Genomic DNA, 19,205 nt, shown 5'->3' with positions numbered 1-19,205 from the left:
CGGGTATGGAAGATTTATTCAATGTGATCGGCAATTATTTTGTGCCTTTCGTCGTGACGCTCAGCATCGTCGTGTTCGTGCACGAATTCGGGCATTACTGGGTCGCGCGCCGTTGCGGCGTTCGGGTGCTGTCGTTCTCGATCGGTTTCGGGCCGGAGATATGGGGCCGTACCGACCGCCACGGCACCAGATGGAAGGTGGCCGTTTTTCCCTTGGGCGGCTATGTCAGGATGTTCGGCGACGCCGATGCCGCCTCGACGCCGGACAGCCGCGTTCATCAGATGACCAAGCATGAGCGGGATATATCCTTTTTCCACCAAAACCCATGGAAGCGCCTGGCTATCGTCAGCGCGGGGCCGGTGTCCAATTACCTGTTCGCCATTCTGCTGATGATGGGGATGTTCGCTTATTACGGCGAACCCTATACGCCCGCGGTCGTCGATACGGTCGTAAAAGACAGTGCCGCGGAAGCGGCGGGGGTAAAGTCCGGCGATCGCGTCGTGGCCATCGACGGCGAGGCCGTGGAACGGTTCTCGGATATGCAGCGCATCATTGGCTTGAATACCGGAACGCCGATGAAAGTCGAAATCGAGCGTGACGGCGATAAGAAGGAGATGACGATTACGCCCCGCCTCGTCGATCTGACCGACCGCTTCGGCTATAGCCATCGCACGGCGCAGCTTGGCGTCTCCAGCCAGGATCAGGCTTATCGAAAGCTAAGTCCGGGCGGGATCGTTACTCACTCGTTCGCGATGGCCTGGAACATAACTTATGACATGCTCGCCGCCGTCCGGCAGATGATCATGGGACTGAGGGGCACCGAAGAACTCGGCGGAGCCTTGCGCATCGCCAAAATGTCGGGCGATGTCGCCAAAACCAAGGAACTTCCGACTTATATCCTGTTCGTGATCATGATCTCGATCAATCTGGGCCTTGTGAACCTGTTCCCGATTCCGATGCTCGATGGCGGGCATATGCTGTTCTATGTGATAGAAATCGTGCGCCGCCGTCCTTTGACCGAGAAAGTCCAGGATTGGGCGATGCGGGGAGGGGTGCTGGTCGTTTTGTGCCTGTTCATATTCTCAACCTATAACGACCTTGTCCAATTCGGTTTTCTATCGTATCTGAAACAGATCTTCTCTTAACCCTTATAGTCGTTTATGCCGTTTGCCTTCTTCCGATCAGGGCTGGTTGCCATACGCGCCGTCGCGGCCATCATGGCGTTTGCGGCTGTTTTCTCCTGGCCGGAGGCTGCCGGCGCGCAACGCGTGCAGGCTCCCACGGGCATTCCCATGGGCAAACCGCTGTCGGCGCCTGCCCGCATCGCGGCCTTGCCCGTTATGCCGGAAGCCGGGCCCGTCCTGGCGCCTGTCGCGCCGCCCGCTCCCGAAGCGCCGGTTGTCGAGGCCATCAAGGTCGAGGGCGCCCAGCGCCTGGAATCGGAAACCGTGGTTTCATACCTTGCCTTGCAAAAAGGGCAGCAGGCGACGGCTGCCAAGATCAACGAATCTGTCAAGGCGCTGTTCGCCACCGGCCTGTTTCAGGATGTAGTCCTCGGCATGAACGGCACGGCCCTGATCGTCAGGGTCCGGGAAAATCCGGTCGTCAATAAAGTCGTGTTCGAGGGCAACGCCGAACTCAAGACCGAGGACCTCGAGAAGGAAGTCCAGCTCAAGCCGCGTCTGGTCTATACCCTGCCGCGGGTTCAGCGGGACGTGCAGCGCCTGCTCGATCTTTATCGCCGCTCCGGGCGTTTTGCCGCTACCGTCGAGCCGAAACTGGTGCAGCGCGAACAAAACCGCGTCGATGTCATTTTTGAAATCGTGGAAGGCGACAAGACCGGCATTCAAAGCATCGGTTTCGTCGGCAACAATCATTTCTCGGCCGGCGAATTGCGCGGCATCATCAATACTCGAGAGTCCGCCTGGTGGAGATTTTTCTCCAGCTCCGATTTTTACGATCCCGACCGGCTCAATTACGATCGCGAATTGCTCCGCAAATTCTATCTGAACCAGGGCTATGTCGATTTCAGGGTGTTGTCGGCCAATGCCGAACTGACGCCCAACAAGAAAGATTTCTTCATCACCTATACGGTCGATGAGGGAGAGCGCTACCGTCTGGGCGAGATCAAGGTCGTCAGCGAACTCAAGGGGCTGGATGGGGCGCAGTATGCCGACAAGGTCACGACCATATCCGGCGACTGGTACAGCGCGGCGGAAATCGAGCGCAGCATCGATCAGCTGACGACGGCGGTGGACAGGCTGCAATATGCCTTCGTCGAAGTGGTGCCGGATATCGAGCGCATTCGCGAGAAGCAGATCATCAATATCGTCTATCGCGTGCGCGAAGGGCCGCGCATGTTCGTTTCCCGCATCGACATCGAAGGCAACATGCGGACGATGGACAAGGTGATCCGCCGCGAACTGGCTTTTGCCGAGGGCGACGCTTTCAACAAGGCCAAGCTGGAGCGTTCCGAGCAGCGCATCAAGGACACCGGCTTCTTCGAGGAAGTGAAAATCACTCCCGAGGAAGGCGCGCAGCCCGACCAGACGGCGGTCAAGGTTGCAGTCAAGGAAAAGGCCACCGGAGAAATTTCTTTCGGCGCGGGCTACTCCACGACCGACGGCCCGCTGGGCGATTTCTCGATCCGCGAAAAGAATTTCATGGGCAAGGGCCAGGATGTGCGTTTCGGCGCCACCTTGTCGGGCCGGACCAAGCAGTTCGACGTCAGCTTCACCGAGCCGTATTTCCTGGATCGCGACCTCGCGGCGGGCGTCGATTTGTTCCGCGTCACCCGCGACAACCAGGACGCAAGCTCCTATGACGAGACCAATACCGGCTTTTCGCTGCGGCTGGGCTATCCGCTTTCCGAGCAGTTGCGGCAGCGGCTGAACTATACCTATCAGAATACGAATATTTCCACCGTGCCCGACACCGCTTCGCGCTTCATCCGCGAGCAGCAGGGAGTCGCCAATACCTCGATGGTCGGCCAGGAACTAAGCTACGATACGCGCGACAGCAGGCTTAACCCGTCCACCGGCTACATCCTCCATCTTTACACCGATCTTGCCGGTCTCGGCGGCAATGTCCGCTATGGCCGGGCGCGGGTTAAGGCGACGGAATATTTCAAGCTGGCGGAAAGCTGGATTTTCAGCATCGAAGGCGAGGGCGGCTATATGAACGGCCTGGGCGAGAAAGTCCGTATCTCCGACCGCTTCTTTCTGGGCGGCGACACGCTGCGCGGCTTCGAGTTCTCAGGCGTCGGCCCGCGCGACATGACCCCGGGATCGAACGAGGACGCTTTGGGCGGCGAGCATTTCGGGCGCGGCACCGTCGAGCTGACCATGCCGAGCGGTCTGCCCGACGAAGTCGGCATCAAGTTCCATATCTTCTCGGACGCGGGCACCATAGGCAAAGTCGCCGTCTCGCCCGCGCCCGGCGAGGATCTGCGCACCGATCAGAGCATCCGCGCGAGCATTGGCCTAGGAGCCACCTGGCAGTCCCCGTTCGGCCCCGTGCGGCTCGATTTCGCCCACCCGGTGATGAAGCAATCCTACGACAAGCTGGAGAAATTCCGCTTTAATTTCGGCACGAGATTTTAATGCGCCATCTTGTTCTTCTTATTGCCGTGCTGCTGATGCCGGCAGCGGCTTGGGCTGAGGCCAAGCCGCCTTTGCCGCCTGCATCCATAACGGCCATCATCGACGTGCAGCGGATTCTTCAGGAGTCGCTCGCGGCGAAGAGCGTCCAGAAGCAACTGGAGAATCAGCGCGCGAAGTTTCAGGCGGAAATTTCCGAGCAGGAAAAACAGCTTCGGGACGCCGACGAGGAGCTGAAAGAGGCGCGCAACACGCTTGCCGCCGACGCTTTCGCCGAGCGCGAACAGAAATTGCGGCAAAAATTTACCGAAGTGGAGCGCGAAGTGCAGGGCAAGCGCCATGCGCTCGATGGCGGCTTTACGGCCGCGATGGAAGTGGTGCGCAAGAATTTGCTGGATGTCGTGCAGGACGTGGCCAAGCTGCGCGGCTTTAATCTGGTTTTGCTGAAGCAGCAGTCGCTGTGGTATGACCCCGCGCTCGATATAACCGACGATGTGCTGAATCGCCTGAATATCAAGCTTACCGAGGTGCCGGTGAAAGTTCAGTTCGAAGACGCCAATGACCCCGCGGCGGCTAAAAACAGTAAAAATTGAGGCTTTGCGCCCCGTGAATTTGCGGCTAGACTGCGGCCTGTTTGTGAGAAGGCGCGCCCGGTCGGGCCCGCCATACCGTGGCTGAGTTTGGACCCTAGGCGATGAAAGAATTGGCCTCCGTCGAATCCGGGACGGCAAGCGCAACGATCGATATCAACGGCATCATGGCCCGGATTCCGCACCGGTATCCGATGCTGCTGATCGACCGCGTCATCGATATCGTGCCGGGCGAAAGCGCCACGGGCATCAAAAACGTCACGGCGAACGAGCCGTTCTTTCAGGGACATTTTCCGCAGCGCCCGATCATGCCCGGCGTGCTGATCGTCGAGGCCATGGCGCAGACCGCCGGCATCGTCGTGGTCGATTATCTGCGCGACGGCCATAGCAGCAATGATCTGGTATATTTCATGACCATAGAGACGGCGCGGTTCCGCAGGCCGGTGGTGCCCGGAGACACGCTGCATCTTCGCGTCAAAAAGCTGCGCGAGCGGGGCAATGTCTGGCGCTTCCGGGGCGAGGCCTATGTCGAGGGCCTGCTCTATGCCGAAGCCGTCTATACCGCCATGCTGGTGTCCGGCAGCGATGCAAAAATCAACGGTGCGGCGTGAGCGAGGAAATTTTCGTCCATCCCACGGCGATCGTCAGCCCTACGGCCAAGCTCGGCCAGGGCGCGCATATCGGCCCTTATTGCATTGTCGGTGGCCATGTCGCGCTGGGCAATCACGTCCGGCTGATGGCGCATGTCTATCTCGACGGCCGCACGACCATCGGTGACGGCACGGTTATCTATCCGTTCGCTTCCATCGGCACCCAGACGCAGGATAAGAAATATCGCGGCGAGCCCGCCGAGCTCATTATCGGCAGCGGCAACCAGATTCGCGAACATGTGACGATGAATCCCGGCACCGAAGGCGGCGGCATGATCACGCGCGTCGGCGACAATTGCCTGTTCATGGTGGCGTCGCACGTCGCGCATGATTGCCAAATCGGCAATAACGTCATCATGGCCAACAACGCGACGCTGGCGGGCCATGTCACGGTCGGCGACTTCGCCATTCTCGGCGGCCTTTCGGGAATTCATCAATTCGTGCGCATCGGCGCTCACGCGATGATCGGCGGCATGTCCGCCGTGGAGAGCGATGTCATTCCCTTCGGCACGGTCAAGGGCGATCGCGCCTATCTCGCCGGACTCAATACGGTCGGCATGGAGCGCCGCGGTTTCAATAAGGATCAGGTTCGCGAATTGCGCACCGCCTACCGCATGCTGTTCTCGCCCGAAGGCACGATGGCGGAACGGCTCGACGAAGTAGCCAGAGTTTATAACGGCCAGCCGTTGATCGGCGAGGTACTCGATTTTATTCGAGCCAAAACCAGCCGTCCGCTATGCCAGCCGACCGAGTTGGATTAGCGGTTATGACCGGCCCCAAGCTCGGCATTCTGGCCGGAGGCGGCGATGCGCCAAAGCGGCTGATCGCTTATTTAAGGCAATCCCGGCGTCCTCATTTCTTGATCTGCATAACCGGACAGGCCGATGCCGATCTCGGCGGCGGGAGCGATCATGTCTGGCTGCCTCTGGGGGCGGGCGAGGCGGCACGCAATGCCGCGCGCGCGGCGGGCGTCAAGGACGTCGTGATGATCGGGCGGGTGCGCCGCCCGTCCTTGTTTGAATTGAAGCCCGACATGTTCACGCTGCGCAAGCTGATGCAGATCGGATTCGGGCTTCTCGGCGATGACGGCCTGCTTAAGGCTATCGCGAAAGTCATCGAAGCCGAGGGATTCCGCGTCGTCGGGATTCACGACGTGCTGGCGGATTTTGTGACTCCCGCCGGGCAGCTTGGCGCCAAAGCACCGGGCGAGCAGGATTGGCACGACATCAAGCGCGGCGTTGCCGTGGCGCGGAAGCTGGGCGAGGCCGATGCGGGACAATCCGTGGTCGTTCAGCAAGGCATGGTCCTGGGCCTGGAGGCTATCGAGGGCACCGACGCCATGATTGCGCGCGCGGCGACGTTGAAGCGCGAGGGCGGCGGCGGCGTCCTGGTCAAGCTATGCAAGCCGCAGCAGGATAGGCGGCTCGATCTACCCGCCATAGGTCTGGAGACCGTGGCGCGCATCGCCGCCGCAGGTTTCGCGGGCATTGCCGTGGAAGCCGGCGCGAGCCTGATTATCGATCATCACGCTGTCATTGCCGCCGCCGATCAGGCGGGGATTTTTCTTTACGGCTATTCGGATGAATAAGCCATGACGGCGCCGGTTATTTTCCTGATTGCCGGGGAGCCGTCGGGCGATTTGCTCGGCGCGCATCTGATGAAAGCCCTGCGCCGCCTGGGGCCGCCGGATTTGCGCTTTGCGGGCATCGGCGGGCCGCGCATGGTCGAGGCCGGTATCGAATTGTTCTTTTCGCAAAAAGAGCTCGCGCATTTCGGACTGGCGGAATTGCTGGTTCATATCCCGCATCTGCTTCGCCGCATCGATCAAACGGCGGCGGAGGTGGAGCGAATGAAACCGGCGGCGCTGGTGACCATCGACGCGCCGGATTTCTGTTTCCGCGTGGCGAAGCGGCTGAAGGGGAAGGGGATTCCGCTGATCCATTATGTCGCGCCGACGGTATGGGCCTGGCGCGCGGGCCGGGCGAAGAAAATCGCGCGGTTTCTCGATCATTTGCTGGCGCTCCTGCCGTTCGAGCCGCCCTATTTCACCGAAGCGGGCCTGCCATGCAGCTTCGTGGGGCATCCGATCATCGAAAGCGGCGCCGCGAATGGCGACGCCGCGCGATTCCGCGCCGCGCATGGATTGAGCGAAACCACGCCGGTTTTGAGCGTTCTGCTCGGCAGCCGGACGAGCGAGGTGACGCGCCTCGCGCGGATTTTCGCCGAAACGCTCGCTCTGCTCAAATCCAGGAATCCCGATCTGGCCGATCTGGTATGCGCGGTGCCGACTGTGCCGCAGGTGGAGATGCAGGTGCGGGCGCTGACAAAAGATTGGGCGGTTCCCGTCATCGTGACCACGGGCGACGCGGCCAAATATGACGGGTTCAAAGCTTCGACTGCCGCGCTCGCCTGTTCGGGCACCGTCGCGCTGGAACTGGCCTTGGCGAGACTTCCGGCGGTGATCGCTTATCGCATCAGCCCCGTGACGGCTTTTCTGTATCGCAGGCTGATCAAGGTGCGCTACGCCAATCTGGTCAATATCATGCATGACCGTCCGGTCGTGCCGGAATTTCTGCAGGAGCTCTGCACGCCGGACAGGCTCGCGGCGGCTTGCGAAATCCTGCTGGCCGATCCGGCGGCGCGCGCGGCGCAGGCTGCGCAGTTGGCTCAAACCGCCGTTTGGCTCGGCGCGGAAGACGAAGCGCCGTCCGCGCGCGCGGCGCGCGTCGTTCTGAATGTTAGCGGTTTAGAAAAACGGCCGTAGGATTACGAGGCGACTGCGCGCGAGGCGGCTGACGCGTCATGATCGGCTTGATCTTCTTCCTCGTCCTGCTCGGTGATGATGAGCCGGATATCGTCCGAAACGGAATCAAGTCCCGCGCGCACGGCCTTGGCGTAATTCTTTTCGCCCGCGACCAGGATGTTTTCCACTTTTCTGTAGAAATCCACCGTCAATTCCAGGACGCCGATCTGAGATTCGTTCAGCTTGTTCTGCAGGATGAAAGTCTCGATATCGAACCGCTCGCGGCGCAAACCGTTGATGAGAGTATCGCCGCGCAGCGCGCATTCCTTGTCCATGGCCGTGGCGCATGATTCGAGAAATTGCTCGACGAGCTTCAATTGTTCGGGGCTGTACCCAGACGATGGCATGTGATGAATCCGACTATAAGTTAAAGAATTGCAGCAATCCTAAGCCGCGTGGTTGAAATGTCAATGGCATTCCCAATGACAATTTCCCATGTTAATAAATGCCTCCTATTCGCATAAAAATACTATAGATAATCATCGCAACTCAGGAATTGGCAGGCGGCTTTCGGGTGAGGTTTCAGGGTGCGGCCTGCCAATTCTTGAACTGCGACAGATAGATAAGTCATGAAGATTCTTCAGATCATTCCTTCTTTGGTAACCGGTGGCGCGGAACAGGCGGTCATCGACGTTAACGCCGCTTTGACGCGGGCGGGGGCCGGAAGTTTCGTCGCCTCCTCGGGCGGGCCTTTGGTCGCGGCGGTGGAAGCCGAAGGCGGCGTGCATTATACATTGCCGCTGGCTTCCAAGAATCCCATGCAAATTCTTTCCAATGCCTCCCGTATCGCCGACATCGCGCGGGCGCAGAATATCGATGTCATTCACGCGCGCAGCCGCGCCCCGGCATGGTCGGCCTATTTCGCGTCGCGCATGACGGGATGCAAATTCGTGACGACGTTCCACGCGGCTTATAAATTCAAGAGCGCGGCTAAAAAGATTTACAATAGCGTCATGGCCAAGGGCGCGGTGGTGATCGCGATTTCCGAATTCCTCGCCCTTCACATCCGGGACAATTACCGCGTGCCAGAAGCGCGCATCGTCGTCATCCAGCGCGGCATCGATCTCACGCGGTTCCGGCGGGATAAAGTTCTATCCGAGCGCGTGCGATCCTTGCGCGCGTCCTGGGAGGCGGAGCCGGATCAACGCATCATTCTCATGCCCGCGCGGCTCAGCCGGATTAAAGGGCATATGGTTTTGATCGAGGCGTTGCATAATGTCACCCTCCGCGATCCGGGATCGAACTTCCTGGCCGTCATCATCGGCGACGATCAGGGACGCAACGCCTACGTCCAGGAAATCATCGAGGCGATAAAAACATGCCGGCTGGAGGCGCGGGTCAAGCTAGCCGGGCATTGCCACGACATGCCCGCCGCTTATGCCGCCGCCGACCTTGTCATCGCCCCGTCGCTCGTTCCCGAAGGTTTCGGACGGATTCCGGTCGAGGCGCAGGCCATGGGCGTGCCCGTCATCGCCAGCGACCTGGGTGGGTTCAGGGAAACCATGATTCCGGGCGAAACCGGCTATCTGGTTGCCGTGGGAGACTCCGCCGCTCTTGCCGCGAAAATCCAGCAGGCTCTTGCATTATCGCCCGAAGAACGCTTGAAAATGGGCGAGCGCGGCATCGCGCATGTAAGGGCGAGATTCGACAAGCATAAAATGGCGGCGGACACGCTGGATGTTTATCGCCGCGTCATCGCCGCGTCATAAGGGAGAAAGCATGGACGGCCATCATCACGAGCATGAGCGCATTCTGGTCATACGCCTTGGCGCTTTGGGAGATCTTGTGCTTTGCGCCCCGGCCTTTCAGGCTATTCGCGCCGCGCATCCCCGGGCGAAAATCGCGCTGCTCACCCAGCCGGCATGGATGGGCTTCGCCGGACTCATGCCATGGTTCGATACGGTTATCAGCGACAAGCGGCCGCCCGGCATCCGATATCGGCGCATGGCTCGATCTGCTGGGACGCATTCGCGATTTTGGGCCGACCAGGGTTTACGATCTTCAGGGCAAGATGCGCCAAAGCATTATATTCTGGCTTCTGGGCGGCCCTTTGAGCGTTTCGAATGGTCGGGCGCGGCGGGCATGGGCAGCCATCCGCGTGTCTGGCCGCCGAGGCCGGAATGGCATTTTGCCGATTTTATCGGCGCGCAATTGCAGGCGGCCAGCATAACCGTTCCCGCCGCGGCGGACTGGTCGTGGCTCGATGCGCCGGTGGACAGTCTCGCGCTGCCGGAAAAATTCGTTCTGCTGATTCCGGGCTGTTCGCCCACCCGGCTCGATAAGCGCTGGCCTCCCGCGCGCTACGCGGCGCTGGCGCGCGATCTTTATGCGCGCGCATCGCGGCGGTCGCCATAGGAGCCGGAGCCGATCTTGAGGCCATCAAGGCGATTAAGGCGGAGGCCGGAGAACTTGTCGATCTCGGCGGACGCACGAGCCTGGCGCAAATCGGCGGCGTCGCGCGGCGCGCCATGGCCGTCGTCGGCAACGATACCGGCCCGACCCATATAGCCGCCGCGGTGGGCGCATCGACGCTGACCCTGTTCACGGATAGCGTCAATCCCACATGGTCGCGCCCGCGCGGGCCGAGAACCGCCTTTCTTCAGGGTAAGCCGCTGGCCGATCTTCCGGTCGCCGAGGTGCAGGCGGCGCTCGCGCCGTTCGGCATCGCCTTCTGATGGCGGAGGATTTGACAAGCCTCAATGCTCTGGCGCAGAAATTTTTCTGCAAGCTGTGGGGGAGGGGCGTTCCCTGTTGCTGTGCGATGCGCTGATGCCGGGATGGAAACCGCCGTCGGTCACGATCGCCGCATGGCAGCGGCGTCGCGGCGCTGACACGGATTTCAGCGTATGGGATCGTGGCTATGACGGCGTGCTGCTGGGCTTGCCGCGCGCCCGCGAAGAATGGCGATGAATCTGCATCTCGCCGCGGGGCATCTGACCGATGGGGGCGTCGCCGTTCTGTTCGGCATGAAAGCCGGCGGCATCATTCCGGCATTCAAGGACATGCAGGAGATCTTTCGCGATGTCACGACGGCGGCGACGAAATATCATGGCCGCGTATATCTGGCGCGGCATCCCCGCTTGTCCGTCTTGCCGAAGCGAGATTTGGAATCATGGAAGACGCGGCAAAGAATCGAAATTGCCGGTCATGGCTGCGAATATCGATTTCTATCCCGGCATGTTCGCGGCGGGACGGCTCGATCCCGGCTCGGCTTTGCTTATCGAATGCATGGCGCGATTGCCTGCGCCGAAACTTATGCTGGACTTCGCCTGCGGCGCGGGAATTCTGGCGCTCGCGGCGCGGCGTTGCTGGCCTGACGCCCGGCTCCATCTGCTCGATTATGATGCGCTGGCGATCATGGCGGCGCGCGAGAATATTGCCGGCGCCGAATATATTCAGGGAGACGGCCTCGCCTCATGTCGCGCCCGTTACGATCTCATCGTCAGCAATCCGCCGATCCATGCCGGGGCGAAGCAGGATTTCGGCGTGGTGAAAGAATTGCTGGCCGCCGCGCCGCGCTATTTGACCTCGCGCGGGCATTTGGTTCTCGTGACGCAAAAGACCGTGCCGATCGCGCGTTTCGCTCCGGCGGCAACCGTTCTTGCGGAAGAAAACGGTTACCGGGTCTGGCAGATATAGCTTACGCGCTGGCCGAGAAAGAGCCGCCGCCTTGCGCCGCCGGAGCCGCGCCGGAGTCCGCCGTTTCGCCTTCCGGTTTGACGCTGAGTCCGGCCGCGATATTGCGATTGATATCAATCAGGCTGGTCAGCAGCGAAGTATTATACTCGGAGAGCGCCCGCAGACTTACCTTGTCCACGAAACGGCTGAGATTCAGCAGCGTGATCTTGAGATCGCGCGCCAGGAGATTTTCAGGCTCGCAGAGACTGACCTGGAATATCGTCCATAGCCGCTGGTTGTTTTGATCGCCTCGATATAGAGATCGTAATTCTCCACCTGTTCCTGGGCCTGGCGCAGTTTGCTGGCGCAGTTGAGCAGCGCGCGGGCTTCGATTTCCCGGATCGACTCACTGTCTTTCTGGGTGTTGGTGTAGGTGTTCAAAAGTTGTTTGCTCATGGTCGGCTCCTTAATTGCAGGGAAGGGGTTGAAGGGAGAGTTCTGGGGACGGCACGACGGGCGCGGTCTTCGGCTTTGCCGCTTCATAATCCGAGAGCATGTCATGGCCTAGCTTGAGAGCCTTGAAGCTCTCGCCGTTGCGCAAAAGCGCGACGATTTCGGTGACATTGCCGGATAGGTGAGGATAAAGCGCCGCGAATTTGTCGATCGTGTCGATGACCAGGTTATCGAGCGGCTGTCCCTTGCCCTTGAACAGATAGATCATCTGCAGCAGGAAATAGACCGTGGCGGCGTCGGATTCTTCGCTGCGGTCGGTGTTCATCATATAGCCTTCGCGCAGCACCGGGCTGTCGGAAAGCACCAGGAGATCGGCGGCCTTGGCGCCGACATTCTTCAGCACGGCGCCGCCGGCGAAGAATTTTTGTTCTGGCTTGACGCGAATTTTTAGCGGCATGTCCTCGACTCCTTCGAGGAATGGCGGGCGAACCGCCGTAAAACCAAGATCAGAGAAACTAGGGGACGGCGTTTGCCGCCGTCCCCGTCTCATTACCCTTAGAACAACCGCAAGATGGCGGACTGCTGCTGACCCGAAATTCCCAGGGCCGCGATACCAAGCTGAGAGCGAGCTTGCAGCGCCTGGAGGTTCGCGCCTTCTTCGTTGGTATCCGCCAACACCAGCTTGTCCGAAGCGACCTGCAGGATGTTGACCAGAGACGTGGTGAAGTCGGAACGCGTTTGGATCAGAGTCGCGTTGGTACCGAACGTGCTGGCGGTGGTGCGCAGCGTATTCAGAGCCGTCGACAACTGGCTGATCGAGGTATTGATGTCTTCAGTGCTTCCGAAGTCAGTCGCCGCATCAATGCCCAGACCATCGTCTGCGCTTAGATCGACGCCCGAGATCGTCAGCGTGCTGCTGCCATCTTCGTTGAACTTCACGACAAGTTCGCCGGCAGACGTCAACAGATTGACACCGTTGAAGGTGGCATCGTCGACGAGACCGTCCAACTGATCGCGCAGCGAATTGAACTGCGTGGCCAGCGTCTGCTTGTCGTCAGAGTTGGTTTTCTGCAGCGCGTCATTCGCGAGACCTTGCAGCTGCTTCACGACGCTCGTGATGGCAGTGATCGCGTTGGAGGCCGCTTTCACGGACTGCAGCGCGGTCGAGAGACCATCCTTGAGTTCCGAAAGATCGCTGGCGCGGTTTAAGAAGGATTGCGATTTGAAGAACGCGGAAGCGTTATCGATCGCGCTGTTAACCTTCTTGCCCGAGGCAAGACGATCTTCTGTCGAGTTGAGCAGTTGGGTCGTTTGTTGCAGCGAGACCAAGTTTGATCTGGCTGATTCACTAAGAGAAATGCCACTGATAGCCATGGGATGAACTCCTTTTCCCGGTAAAGCGGACTCCTTCCGCAGGTTTAACGTGCGAAAGACTAACTCACACCCGTGAAATTAGGCTTAACAGCACGTGCACCAGATATGCCATATTCGTGCCAACGCGCCGCGAGACGCTATGTCCTTGGATTTATTTGGTTCGTCACGGCGCGGCGTAAAGCCGGCAGAAAATGCAAGGCAGAATTTTCCTGGCGGAGACCATAATTGCCGGGTAAGAATTGCCTAGCTTCGCGGCCGAGATGGATTATGGATAATGAATGCTTAAAATTGATTTATTGCCGGCTGGCTTCCATGCTCGATAGCGATGCGAAATTAGGTGGATGAGCATATGAACTTGTTTGAATTCGCCGACAGCAATTTATCCGTGCTCGATTGGAGTTTGCAGCTTACGCACATTTCCTGCGTCATTGTCGCGCTCATGATCGGGTTGCTGCCGCTTTTGGCTGCCAAGGGCAGCGATATTCACCGCGATGCCGGACAGATATATCTTGTATGCGCGATGCTGGCGTTCGGATTTGGCTGTACACGATTGCCTGGCGGCAAAACTCTTGCTGCTGTTTTGCTTTAACGGCTTCTTTGCCTATATGCTGCTTTCCGGCTGGCGCGCTTTATACAGGAAAGGGCGCGGCAATTGGATCGACTGGGCGATCCTCGGCATTTTGGCCGCTGTTTCCCTGAACGTCGCCTGGGTCGCGTTCGCGCAATCCAATCCTCGCGCGGCCATATTGTTCGCTTTGTTCGCGCTGGGCGGCGCAAGCATGGTCGTCCAGGAAATCAAGGACCTGCAACGTCCCTATGACGGGCTGGCGGAAGGCTGGCTCACGCGCCATGTCGCGGCATGACGGGGAGCATGATGGCTAACTTCGCTATCATCGCGAGCTCCTTCCTGCCGGCGCAATTGCAATGGCCGTTGCCGGCCGCACTGGGAATCGCCGCTCTGGTAATCGCTCTGCGCCGCGGATTGGCGCGCTATGAGCGCAGGCGCAGCATGGATAAATATCTGGGGCCGCGCCTGACAAGATTTCTGAACAGGTTCCATGCCATTATCATGAACGACGTGAAACCCATCGCCCATTGGCTGCTGCTCTGCTGCGCCATGATTTTCGCCATGGCGGTCATCGGCGCCGTGACCCGGCTGACGGAATCCGGATTGTCGATCACCGAATGGGCGCCGATAGCCGGGATCATGCCGCCGTTGAACGATGCGGCATGGCAGCAGGCTTTTGCCGCTTACCAAAAAATTCCCCAGTATCAGATGCTCAATCAGGGCATGAGCCTCGATAATTTCAAGGCGATTTATTTCTGGGAATGGCTGCACCGGCTATGGGGCAGGCTGATTGGTGTAGTTTACGCGTTGCCGTTCTTTTATTTCCTGTTACGCCGGAAAATTTCCCCGGATATGACGGGCAAGCTATGGCTCGGCCTCGTGCTTGGCGGCTGCAAGGCGCCGTCGGATGGTTCATGGTGGCAAGCGGCCTGAGCGAGCGCGTCTATGTCAGCCCATATTCGGCTGGCGCTGCATCTTGTTCTGGCGCTAGGCATTTATGCTTATTTGCTATGGATTGCCTGCGGGCTGTTGCTGCGCCAAGAAACCGGCAAGGAAAACCATCCGGCGCGCGGCGTCATGCGGCAGCACGGCTGGACAGGGCTTGCCTTGCTGGCCGTAACGATTTCATGGGGCGCTATGGTCGCCGGGCTGAAGGCGGGATGGGTTTATAATACCTTCCCGCTGATGGATGGCGAGATCGTTCCCGCGGCGGCATGGACGATAAGGCCGCTATGGATCAATTTTTTCGACAATGCCGCGCTGGTGCAATTCATGCACCGCGTTCTCGCGATCGGCACGGCGGGCGTTTTATGGACATGGTGCTGGAGGCTGCTGCGGAATGCGCCGTCGAAACCGTCAAGGCGCTGGGCCATCGCGCTCGCGCATATGCTCGCTTTGCAGCTTGCCCTTGGCATCGCCACGCTGCTGACCCACGCGAATATCGTTCTGGCGGCCCTGCATCAAGCGGGGGCGATTCTGACGCTGACGCTTGTCATCGTCAATTTGCGGCAGCTATATCCCGATAAAGTTTAGGCCGCCTGCCGCACTTCGGGAGCGGTCATGCGCTCGATCAGCATCGCGATCCATGCCACGGCGGCGGGGCCTTGCGCGGTGAGCAGATTGCCGTCGATGGCGATCGTTTCATCCGCCGCGACGGATATTTGCGCCGCGGCAAGGTCGGCGGCGAGAGCAGGGAGAGCCGAGACGGTGCGGCCGCCGCAACGGGTGCCGAGCGCCAGCAGGCCGACGCCTTCGCCGATGGCCGAGATCGGCTTATTCGCGTCGAGGAAATGGTTGATGATCCGGCGGGTATGGAGATTCTGCTTCAGCTTATGCGCGCTGCGCTCGCCGCCCGGCAGCACCAGGATATCGAAATCCGATCCGAGCGCTTCGCCGACCGTCTGGTCGACGGGAAAATAATGACCCCAGGCATTGTCATGCCAGCCATTCACCAGCCCTTGTTCCGGCGCCACGACGCGGAATTTGGCGCCAACCTTGATCAAGGCCCGCTGCATCTCGGTTAATTGTACCTCATCAACGCCACTTGCCACTAAAATCAAAACATTCTGAACCGAAGAGGACAAAACCGAAGCTGCCATGCGGACTCCCTAGAGGGTTAATGCTGGCTTTGCAGGTGCGAAATGCCCCCGTCCTTTGAACCGGACGGCTATGCGAAGCAAGCTGTTGTGTGTGAGGGGGTTTATATCGGGAAGTGGGGGCGGGTGCAACGACAATTTTACTTTCGGGCCGCCATTCGGCGGGTTAACAACTGGTTAGGAAAACAAATGCTACCCTGCAGTCTATGCGCGTATGGGAAGTCGACGATGTGAAGGCCATGCCGGGCGATATGGTGCGGGAGCAGGATTTCATCATGCGCCTGCGCCATAGGCATCGCCAGGGCGTGCCCTATCTTGTCGTGAATATTACCTTTGCGTCCATCGCGGCTTTGCATGCCGATCTGGAGTTGAAAGAGCGATTGCAGCGGCAATTGGCCGAGGCCACAAAGCAGCAGGGCGCTGAACTCCACTTCATGTCCAATGGAGATGGCTTCGTGGTCGCGCCGCTCGCGGGGGGAAGGCCGCGCGCCGAAACCATTGAGCGAATCACGGCGGCGGTAACGTGTCCCGAAACGGGCGGCGATGCCGCCGCTCAATTGATCCATGTCTATGAATTGCCCGGCGGCTATCCGCAAATCCGCGAGCGCAGCAATCATTATATCGAAGCGGCGCGCGCCGCTTCGCAAATCGGTTCGGCCAACCCAAGCCCCGAACTCGCGCTGCAAAGCGATTCCGTGCGCGGGCCTCTGACCGTCTGGACGCTCAACCAGATCGAAAAGCTGTTCGAGGAAATCGACATTCGCCGTTATGTGCGCCATCAGCCTATCTACCGTCATGCGGGCGGCGAATGGCAAGTCGCGGGGGCGGAATATTTCGTCGCCGTCGACGAGCTCAAGCGCGAGCGTTTTCCGCGCCTGGATATCCGGACGCCCGAACGCCTGTTCATGGAATTATGCAGCGCCCTTGACCATCGGCTGTTGAATCAGTTCGCCGATCGCCCGGAAAGCCTAGCCGCGGGCATGATCAACCTGAATATCGCCGTCGAGAGCGTGCTGGGCGCGCCCTTCGCCAAATTCACCAAGGCGGTGCCGGTCGAGCGCCGCCGCCAGATCGGGTTTGAGATCAATCGCGGCGATTTGCTGCTGAACCTGGATACGACGCTTACCGCGATCGATTTGCTGCGGCAGGAAAAATTCCAGGTCACGCTCGACGCGCTGCATCCCGCATTGCTGACTTATTTGAATGTCGCTAAGTTCGATGCCGACTACTACAAAATCCGCGTCAGCAAGGATGTCATCGCGCCGCTGAGCGATCCCGGCGTGCTGCAGGCCATGCAGGCTTTGCCGCGCGAGAAAATCATCTTCTATCGCTGCGACAACGAAGCCGCCCTGGATATCGGCCGGAAACTCGGCGTCGAATTGTTCCAGGGCTGGCTGATTGACGATTTGATGGCTGAGGAAGAGAAGAAGTAAAATAGGCTAAATTTCCCGCCATGCCTGCCCGGGTCGCGCGCGGGCCGTAGATCGCGGCATGGAGCAACAGCATCGTCAGCAGCATCAGCAGCGCCGCCAGCACGACATCGGACATGAAATGCGATCCCATGACGATGCGGTTGCCGCCCATGATAATTCCGGCGGTTATTCCGCTCCAGAACCAGGTGCGCCGCCTTGCCAGCACCAGGCCGAGCGCGGGCAGTACGAAGCCGAAAGCGCCGTCGCCCGCGATGAAGGAGCAATTGTCGCGGCATTGATCCGCGATCTGCCAATAGGGCGTGAAGATCGCGCCGCCGCCGAATTCTTGCACCTGCGCCGGACGCGCGCGCCCCCAATGGTCCTTCAGCACGGCATTGGCGACAAGGCCTGGGCCTATCAAAAGAACCAGCAAAAGAAACAGCCAGGCGCGCGGCGACTTCTTGCGCCGGACGGCCCAAAGCAGCCCCCCGGCCAGGATCGCCGCCATTGGCATCCACATATTGACGGCGAGGGTGTGGATCATGTCCGTGACGCCCCAGAAGCGCAGCGGAAATCTTTCGTCGGGCGCGTTGCCCGGCGTATAAAACCAGCGCGATACAAGAAGATCGGTTTCGGGCCGGATCGCGGTCAGCGCGGCAAGAGAGAACAGAACCGCCAGCCAGAGAGATTTTGCCATGAGAACAGGATCAGCGCAGGCGGATAATCACATCGACATGATCGATGCTGCGCCCTTCGGGGGGCGACGGCAGCCGCTCGATCCGCACGGCTTCTCCCGGCACATCGGCCAGCGATCCCGTGCCCGGATCGAAGAAATGATGATGGTGGCCGGTATTGGTGTCGAAATAGACTTTCGTGGCGTCGACCACAACCTGCCGCAGCAGTCCTGCCGCCGTGAACTGATGCAGGCTGTTATAAACTGTCGCCAGCGCCATGGTATGGCCGTGGCTGCGTGCGGCGTCATGCAGCTGTTCGGCGGTGATATGCCGGTCCTTGCCGTCGAACAGCAGCTGGCCCAGCGCTATGCGCTGCTTTGTAGGGCGTATCCCGGCGCGGGACAAAAGCGCCGCGACTGGCACGCCGGTTGCATGATTTTCGGAGGTTTTCATTGCCGCCCGCCGAGGATTCCGCCAAATAGGATCATTATGCTAGAGTATAGCAGATTGGACGCAGGCACAAGCCGGATAGGTTTTTGGCCGAATGGGTTTTGGACAGATACGATGATCGGAAAAATCTTCGGCAGCGCCGTGGGAGCGATATTCGGCTTTCCCGGCCTCGTTCTGGGTTTGATGGCCGGGCATTATGCCGACGTCCGGCTCAGCCGGAACAATCAGGATTTTCTGCGCGACGCCCATGCCGCCGGAATTAATATCGGCGGCAATATGGATCAGGTCGCGTTTACCGTCGGCATCGTGGTGCTGGGGGCGAAAATGGCCAAGGTCGACGGCAAAGTCACCCGCAGCGAGATCGAGGCGTTCAAGCGCGTTTTCCAGATTCCGTCGCAGCATGAAGCGCAAATCGGCGCGCTGTTCGATCAGGCGCGGCAGGACGCGGCGGGCTATGAAGCTTACGCCGCGCAGCTTGCCCGCCTGTTTCATGCCCGGCCTGCCGTGCTGGAAGAGCTTCTGACCGGCCTGATGCTCATTGCCGCGGCGGATGCGGGCATCGTTCCCGAGGGAAGAAAGATTTCTGCGCGATGTCGCGCGCATTTTCGGGTTCAGCCCCTACGAATTCAGCCTGATCGCGGCGCGTAGCGGCGCATTCCCCGGCCACCGGCAGCGGCAAAAAACCCGGCCGGCCATCCGCCGAGGCCGTGGACGACCCATACAGGATTCTCGGCGTTACGCCCGCCAGCACCCCGGCGGCGGTCAAGGCGGCTTACCGCAGGCTTATCGTCGAGCATCATCCCGACAAGCTCGTGGCGGCGGGCATGGCCGCCGAGTTCGTGTCGGTGGCCACCGAGAAAATGAAACGCATCAACGCCGCCTATGACCAGATATGCAAAGCGCGGGGGATGACCTGAG

At 59.8% G+C, this 19,205-nt stretch carries 25 protein-coding genes and 1 pseudogene; 18 read left to right on the top strand and 8 right to left on the bottom strand.

Going from position 1 to position 19,205, the window contains the following annotated elements; all coding sequences use genetic code 11:
• Window positions 1–5: 5 nt before the first annotated feature.
• The 7 genes from WDO70_07295 to lpxB all read left to right on the top strand — a co-directional run bounded on the left by WDO70_07295 (window position 6) and on the right by lpxB (window position 7,603).
• Entirely contained in the window at window positions 6–1,145 is a 1,140-nt protein-coding gene (locus tag WDO70_07295; protein ID MEJ0062994.1) for a M50 family metallopeptidase, read from the top strand.
• Window positions 1,146–1,160: 15 nt separating this feature from the next.
• Entirely contained in the window at window positions 1,161–3,602 is a 2,442-nt protein-coding gene (gene bamA, locus WDO70_07290; protein MEJ0062993.1) for an outer membrane protein assembly factor BamA, read from the top strand.
• Entirely contained in the window at window positions 3,602–4,192 is a 591-nt protein-coding gene (locus WDO70_07285; GenBank protein ID MEJ0062992.1) for an OmpH family outer membrane protein, read from the top strand. Before bamA ends, WDO70_07285 begins: the two co-directional genes overlap by 1 nt.
• A gap of 101 nt (window positions 4,193–4,293) precedes the next feature.
• The gene (gene fabZ / locus WDO70_07280) at window positions 4,294–4,800 is read left to right on the top strand and encodes a 3-hydroxyacyl-ACP dehydratase FabZ (protein ID MEJ0062991.1); all 507 of its coding nucleotides are present in this window, start codon (window positions 4,294–4,296) and stop codon (window positions 4,798–4,800) included.
• A complete protein-coding gene (lpxA, locus tag WDO70_07275) occupies window positions 4,797–5,600 on the top strand; it encodes an acyl-ACP--UDP-N-acetylglucosamine O-acyltransferase (protein MEJ0062990.1) in 804 nt (267 codons plus the stop codon). The genes fabZ and lpxA overlap by 4 nt, the downstream gene beginning before the upstream one ends.
• Window positions 5,601–5,605: 5 nt before the next feature.
• Entirely contained in the window at window positions 5,606–6,427 is an 822-nt protein-coding gene (gene lpxI / locus WDO70_07270) for a UDP-2,3-diacylglucosamine diphosphatase LpxI (protein ID MEJ0062989.1), read from the top strand.
• A 3-nt stretch (window positions 6,428–6,430) separates the two neighbouring features.
• Window positions 6,431–7,603 carry a lipid-A-disaccharide synthase gene (gene lpxB / locus WDO70_07265; GenBank protein ID MEJ0062988.1) on the top strand — a complete coding sequence of 391 codons (1,173 nt, stop codon included), beginning with the start codon at window positions 6,431–6,433 and terminating at the stop codon, window positions 7,601–7,603.
• A 2-nt stretch (window positions 7,604–7,605) separates the two neighbouring features.
• On the opposite strand, the gene WDO70_07260 is transcribed toward lpxB, so the two are convergent.
• Window positions 7,606–7,989, bottom strand: a complete 384-nt coding sequence (locus tag WDO70_07260; protein ID MEJ0062987.1) for a hypothetical protein — start codon at window positions 7,987–7,989, stop codon at window positions 7,606–7,608.
• A gap of 222 nt (window positions 7,990–8,211) precedes the next feature.
• Between WDO70_07260 and WDO70_07255 the strand changes: the two genes are divergently transcribed.
• From WDO70_07255 to WDO70_07235, 5 genes are all read left to right on the top strand, one after another.
• Entirely contained in the window at window positions 8,212–9,351 is a 1,140-nt protein-coding gene (locus WDO70_07255; GenBank protein MEJ0062986.1) for a glycosyltransferase family 4 protein, read from the top strand.
• Window positions 9,320–9,997, top strand: a complete 678-nt coding sequence (locus tag WDO70_07250) for a hypothetical protein (GenBank protein MEJ0062985.1) — start codon at window positions 9,320–9,322, stop codon at window positions 9,995–9,997. Before WDO70_07255 ends, WDO70_07250 begins: the two co-directional genes overlap by 32 nt.
• Entirely contained in the window at window positions 9,928–10,317 is a 390-nt protein-coding gene (locus WDO70_07245; protein MEJ0062984.1) for a glycosyltransferase family 9 protein, read from the top strand. The genes WDO70_07250 and WDO70_07245 overlap by 70 nt, the downstream gene beginning before the upstream one ends.
• Window positions 10,318–10,393: 76 nt before the next feature.
• The gene (locus WDO70_07240) at window positions 10,394–10,552 is read left to right on the top strand and encodes a hypothetical protein (protein ID MEJ0062983.1); all 159 of its coding nucleotides are present in this window, start codon (window positions 10,394–10,396) and stop codon (window positions 10,550–10,552) included.
• Window positions 10,553–10,690: 138 nt separating this feature from the next.
• Window positions 10,691–11,281 (top strand): methyltransferase, encoded by a 591-nt coding sequence (locus WDO70_07235; GenBank protein MEJ0062982.1) that lies wholly within the window; start codon window positions 10,691–10,693, stop codon window positions 11,279–11,281.
• Window position 11,282: 1 nt separating this feature from the next.
• Here WDO70_07235 and WDO70_07230 read toward each other — a convergent pair whose 3' ends face one another.
• The 4 genes from WDO70_07230 to WDO70_07215 all read right to left on the bottom strand — a co-directional run bounded on the left by WDO70_07230 (window position 11,283) and on the right by WDO70_07215 (window position 13,087).
• Window positions 11,283–11,504 carry a flagellar biosynthesis regulator FlaF gene (locus WDO70_07230; GenBank protein MEJ0062981.1) on the bottom strand — a complete coding sequence of 74 codons (222 nt, stop codon included), beginning with the start codon at window positions 11,502–11,504 and terminating at the stop codon, window positions 11,283–11,285.
• Window positions 11,474–11,716 (bottom strand): hypothetical protein, encoded by a 243-nt coding sequence (locus tag WDO70_07225; GenBank protein MEJ0062980.1) that lies wholly within the window; start codon window positions 11,714–11,716, stop codon window positions 11,474–11,476. The genes WDO70_07230 and WDO70_07225 overlap by 31 nt, the downstream gene beginning before the upstream one ends.
• Before the next feature lie 10 nt (window positions 11,717–11,726).
• Window positions 11,727–12,170, bottom strand: a complete 444-nt coding sequence (locus WDO70_07220) for a flagellar biosynthesis repressor FlbT (GenBank protein MEJ0062979.1) — start codon at window positions 12,168–12,170, stop codon at window positions 11,727–11,729.
• A 98-nt stretch (window positions 12,171–12,268) separates the two neighbouring features.
• Window positions 12,269–13,087, bottom strand: a complete 819-nt coding sequence (locus WDO70_07215; protein MEJ0062978.1) for a flagellin — start codon at window positions 13,085–13,087, stop codon at window positions 12,269–12,271.
• Window positions 13,088–13,436: 349 nt separating this feature from the next.
• Here WDO70_07215 and WDO70_07210 point away from each other — a divergent pair, with 349 nt between their 5' ends.
• The 3 genes and pseudogenes from WDO70_07210 (at window position 13,437) to WDO70_07200 (ending at window position 15,188) form a co-directional block, all read left to right on the top strand.
• Window positions 13,437–13,676 (top strand): hypothetical protein, encoded by a 240-nt coding sequence (locus WDO70_07210; protein MEJ0062977.1) that lies wholly within the window; start codon window positions 13,437–13,439, stop codon window positions 13,674–13,676.
• Window positions 13,624–13,950: a hypothetical protein gene (locus WDO70_07205; protein MEJ0062976.1), complete on the top strand. Its 327-nt coding sequence runs from the start codon at window positions 13,624–13,626 to the stop codon at window positions 13,948–13,950. Before WDO70_07210 ends, WDO70_07205 begins: the two co-directional genes overlap by 53 nt.
• A pseudogene (locus tag WDO70_07200) lies at window positions 13,947–15,188 on the top strand (COX15/CtaA family protein). Before WDO70_07205 ends, WDO70_07200 begins: the two are co-directional and overlap by 4 nt.
• Here the strand turns inward: WDO70_07200 and WDO70_07195 are convergent.
• Window positions 15,185–15,754: a DJ-1/PfpI family protein gene (locus WDO70_07195; protein MEJ0062975.1), complete on the bottom strand. Its 570-nt coding sequence runs from the start codon at window positions 15,752–15,754 to the stop codon at window positions 15,185–15,187. The pseudogene WDO70_07200 and the gene WDO70_07195 sit on opposite strands and share 4 nt — an antisense overlap.
• 203 nt (window positions 15,755–15,957) lie before the next feature.
• On the opposite strand from WDO70_07195, the gene WDO70_07190 reads away from it, so the two are divergent.
• The gene (locus tag WDO70_07190) at window positions 15,958–17,184 is read left to right on the top strand and encodes an EAL domain-containing protein (protein MEJ0062974.1); all 1,227 of its coding nucleotides are present in this window, start codon (window positions 15,958–15,960) and stop codon (window positions 17,182–17,184) included.
• On the opposite strand, the gene WDO70_07185 is transcribed toward WDO70_07190, so the two are convergent.
• The gene (locus WDO70_07185) at window positions 17,069–17,860 is read right to left on the bottom strand and encodes a phosphatase PAP2 family protein (protein ID MEJ0062973.1); all 792 of its coding nucleotides are present in this window, start codon (window positions 17,858–17,860) and stop codon (window positions 17,069–17,071) included. The genes WDO70_07190 and WDO70_07185 overlap by 116 nt on opposite strands.
• A gap of 10 nt (window positions 17,861–17,870) precedes the next feature.
• Entirely contained in the window at window positions 17,871–18,290 is a 420-nt protein-coding gene (gene irrA, locus WDO70_07180) for an iron response transcriptional regulator IrrA (protein MEJ0062972.1), read from the bottom strand.
• 111 nt (window positions 18,291–18,401) lie between these two features.
• Here irrA and WDO70_07175 point away from each other — a divergent pair, with 111 nt between their 5' ends.
• Both WDO70_07175 and WDO70_07170 read left to right on the top strand, forming a co-directional pair.
• Window positions 18,402–18,935, top strand: coding sequence for a TerB family tellurite resistance protein (locus WDO70_07175; GenBank protein MEJ0062971.1), 534 nt, complete (start codon window positions 18,402–18,404; stop codon window positions 18,933–18,935).
• A gap of 59 nt (window positions 18,936–18,994) precedes the next feature.
• Window positions 18,995–19,204, top strand: a complete 210-nt coding sequence (locus WDO70_07170; GenBank protein ID MEJ0062970.1) for a DnaJ domain-containing protein — start codon at window positions 18,995–18,997, stop codon at window positions 19,202–19,204.
• Window position 19,205 lies beyond the last annotated feature (1 nt).

It is taken from the genome of Alphaproteobacteria bacterium, from assembly GCA_037200005.1.
Taxonomy (GTDB): domain Bacteria; phylum Pseudomonadota; class Alphaproteobacteria; order UBA9219; family RFNS01; genus JBBCGY01.
The sequence above is the reverse complement of the archived record's forward strand: the minus strand, read 5'-3'. Positions and strand labels throughout refer to the sequence as shown.

Excerpts from the sequence above, each read along its gene's own strand:
- WDO70_07295 (MEJ0062994.1), top strand. The coding sequence starts at position 6 with ATGGAAGATTTATTCAATGTGATCGGCAATTATTTTGTGCCTTTCGTC.
- bamA (MEJ0062993.1), top strand. The coding sequence starts at position 1,161 with ATGCCGTTTGCCTTCTTCCGATCAGGGCTGGTTGCCATACGCGCCGTC.
- WDO70_07285 (MEJ0062992.1), top strand. The coding sequence starts at position 3,602 with ATGCGCCATCTTGTTCTTCTTATTGCCGTGCTGCTGATGCCGGCAGCG.
- fabZ (MEJ0062991.1), top strand. The coding sequence starts at position 4,294 with ATGAAAGAATTGGCCTCCGTCGAATCCGGGACGGCAAGCGCAACGATC.
- lpxI (MEJ0062989.1), top strand. The coding sequence starts at position 5,606 with ATGACCGGCCCCAAGCTCGGCATTCTGGCCGGAGGCGGCGATGCGCCA.
- lpxB (MEJ0062988.1), top strand. The coding sequence starts at position 6,431 with ATGACGGCGCCGGTTATTTTCCTGATTGCCGGGGAGCCGTCGGGCGAT.
- WDO70_07260 (MEJ0062987.1), bottom strand. The coding sequence starts at position 7,989 with ATGCCATCGTCTGGGTACAGCCCCGAACAATTGAAGCTCGTCGAGCAA.
- WDO70_07255 (MEJ0062986.1), top strand. The coding sequence starts at position 8,212 with ATGAAGATTCTTCAGATCATTCCTTCTTTGGTAACCGGTGGCGCGGAA.
- WDO70_07250 (MEJ0062985.1), top strand. The coding sequence starts at position 9,320 with ATGTTTATCGCCGCGTCATCGCCGCGTCATAAGGGAGAAAGCATGGAC.
- WDO70_07235 (MEJ0062982.1), top strand. The coding sequence starts at position 10,691 with ATGGCCGCGTATATCTGGCGCGGCATCCCCGCTTGTCCGTCTTGCCGA.
- WDO70_07225 (MEJ0062980.1), bottom strand. The coding sequence starts at position 11,716 with ATGAGCAAACAACTTTTGAACACCTACACCAACACCCAGAAAGACAGT.
- WDO70_07220 (MEJ0062979.1), bottom strand. The coding sequence starts at position 12,170 with ATGCCGCTAAAAATTCGCGTCAAGCCAGAACAAAAATTCTTCGCCGGC.
- WDO70_07215 (MEJ0062978.1), bottom strand. The coding sequence starts at position 13,087 with ATGGCTATCAGTGGCATTTCTCTTAGTGAATCAGCCAGATCAAACTTG.
- WDO70_07210 (MEJ0062977.1), top strand. The coding sequence starts at position 13,437 with ATGAACTTGTTTGAATTCGCCGACAGCAATTTATCCGTGCTCGATTGG.
- WDO70_07195 (MEJ0062975.1), bottom strand. The coding sequence starts at position 15,754 with ATGGCAGCTTCGGTTTTGTCCTCTTCGGTTCAGAATGTTTTGATTTTA.
- WDO70_07190 (MEJ0062974.1), top strand. The coding sequence starts at position 15,958 with ATGCGCGTATGGGAAGTCGACGATGTGAAGGCCATGCCGGGCGATATG.
- WDO70_07185 (MEJ0062973.1), bottom strand. The coding sequence starts at position 17,860 with ATGGCAAAATCTCTCTGGCTGGCGGTTCTGTTCTCTCTTGCCGCGCTG.
- irrA (MEJ0062972.1), bottom strand. The coding sequence starts at position 18,290 with ATGAAAACCTCCGAAAATCATGCAACCGGCGTGCCAGTCGCGGCGCTT.
- WDO70_07175 (MEJ0062971.1), top strand. The coding sequence starts at position 18,402 with ATGATCGGAAAAATCTTCGGCAGCGCCGTGGGAGCGATATTCGGCTTT.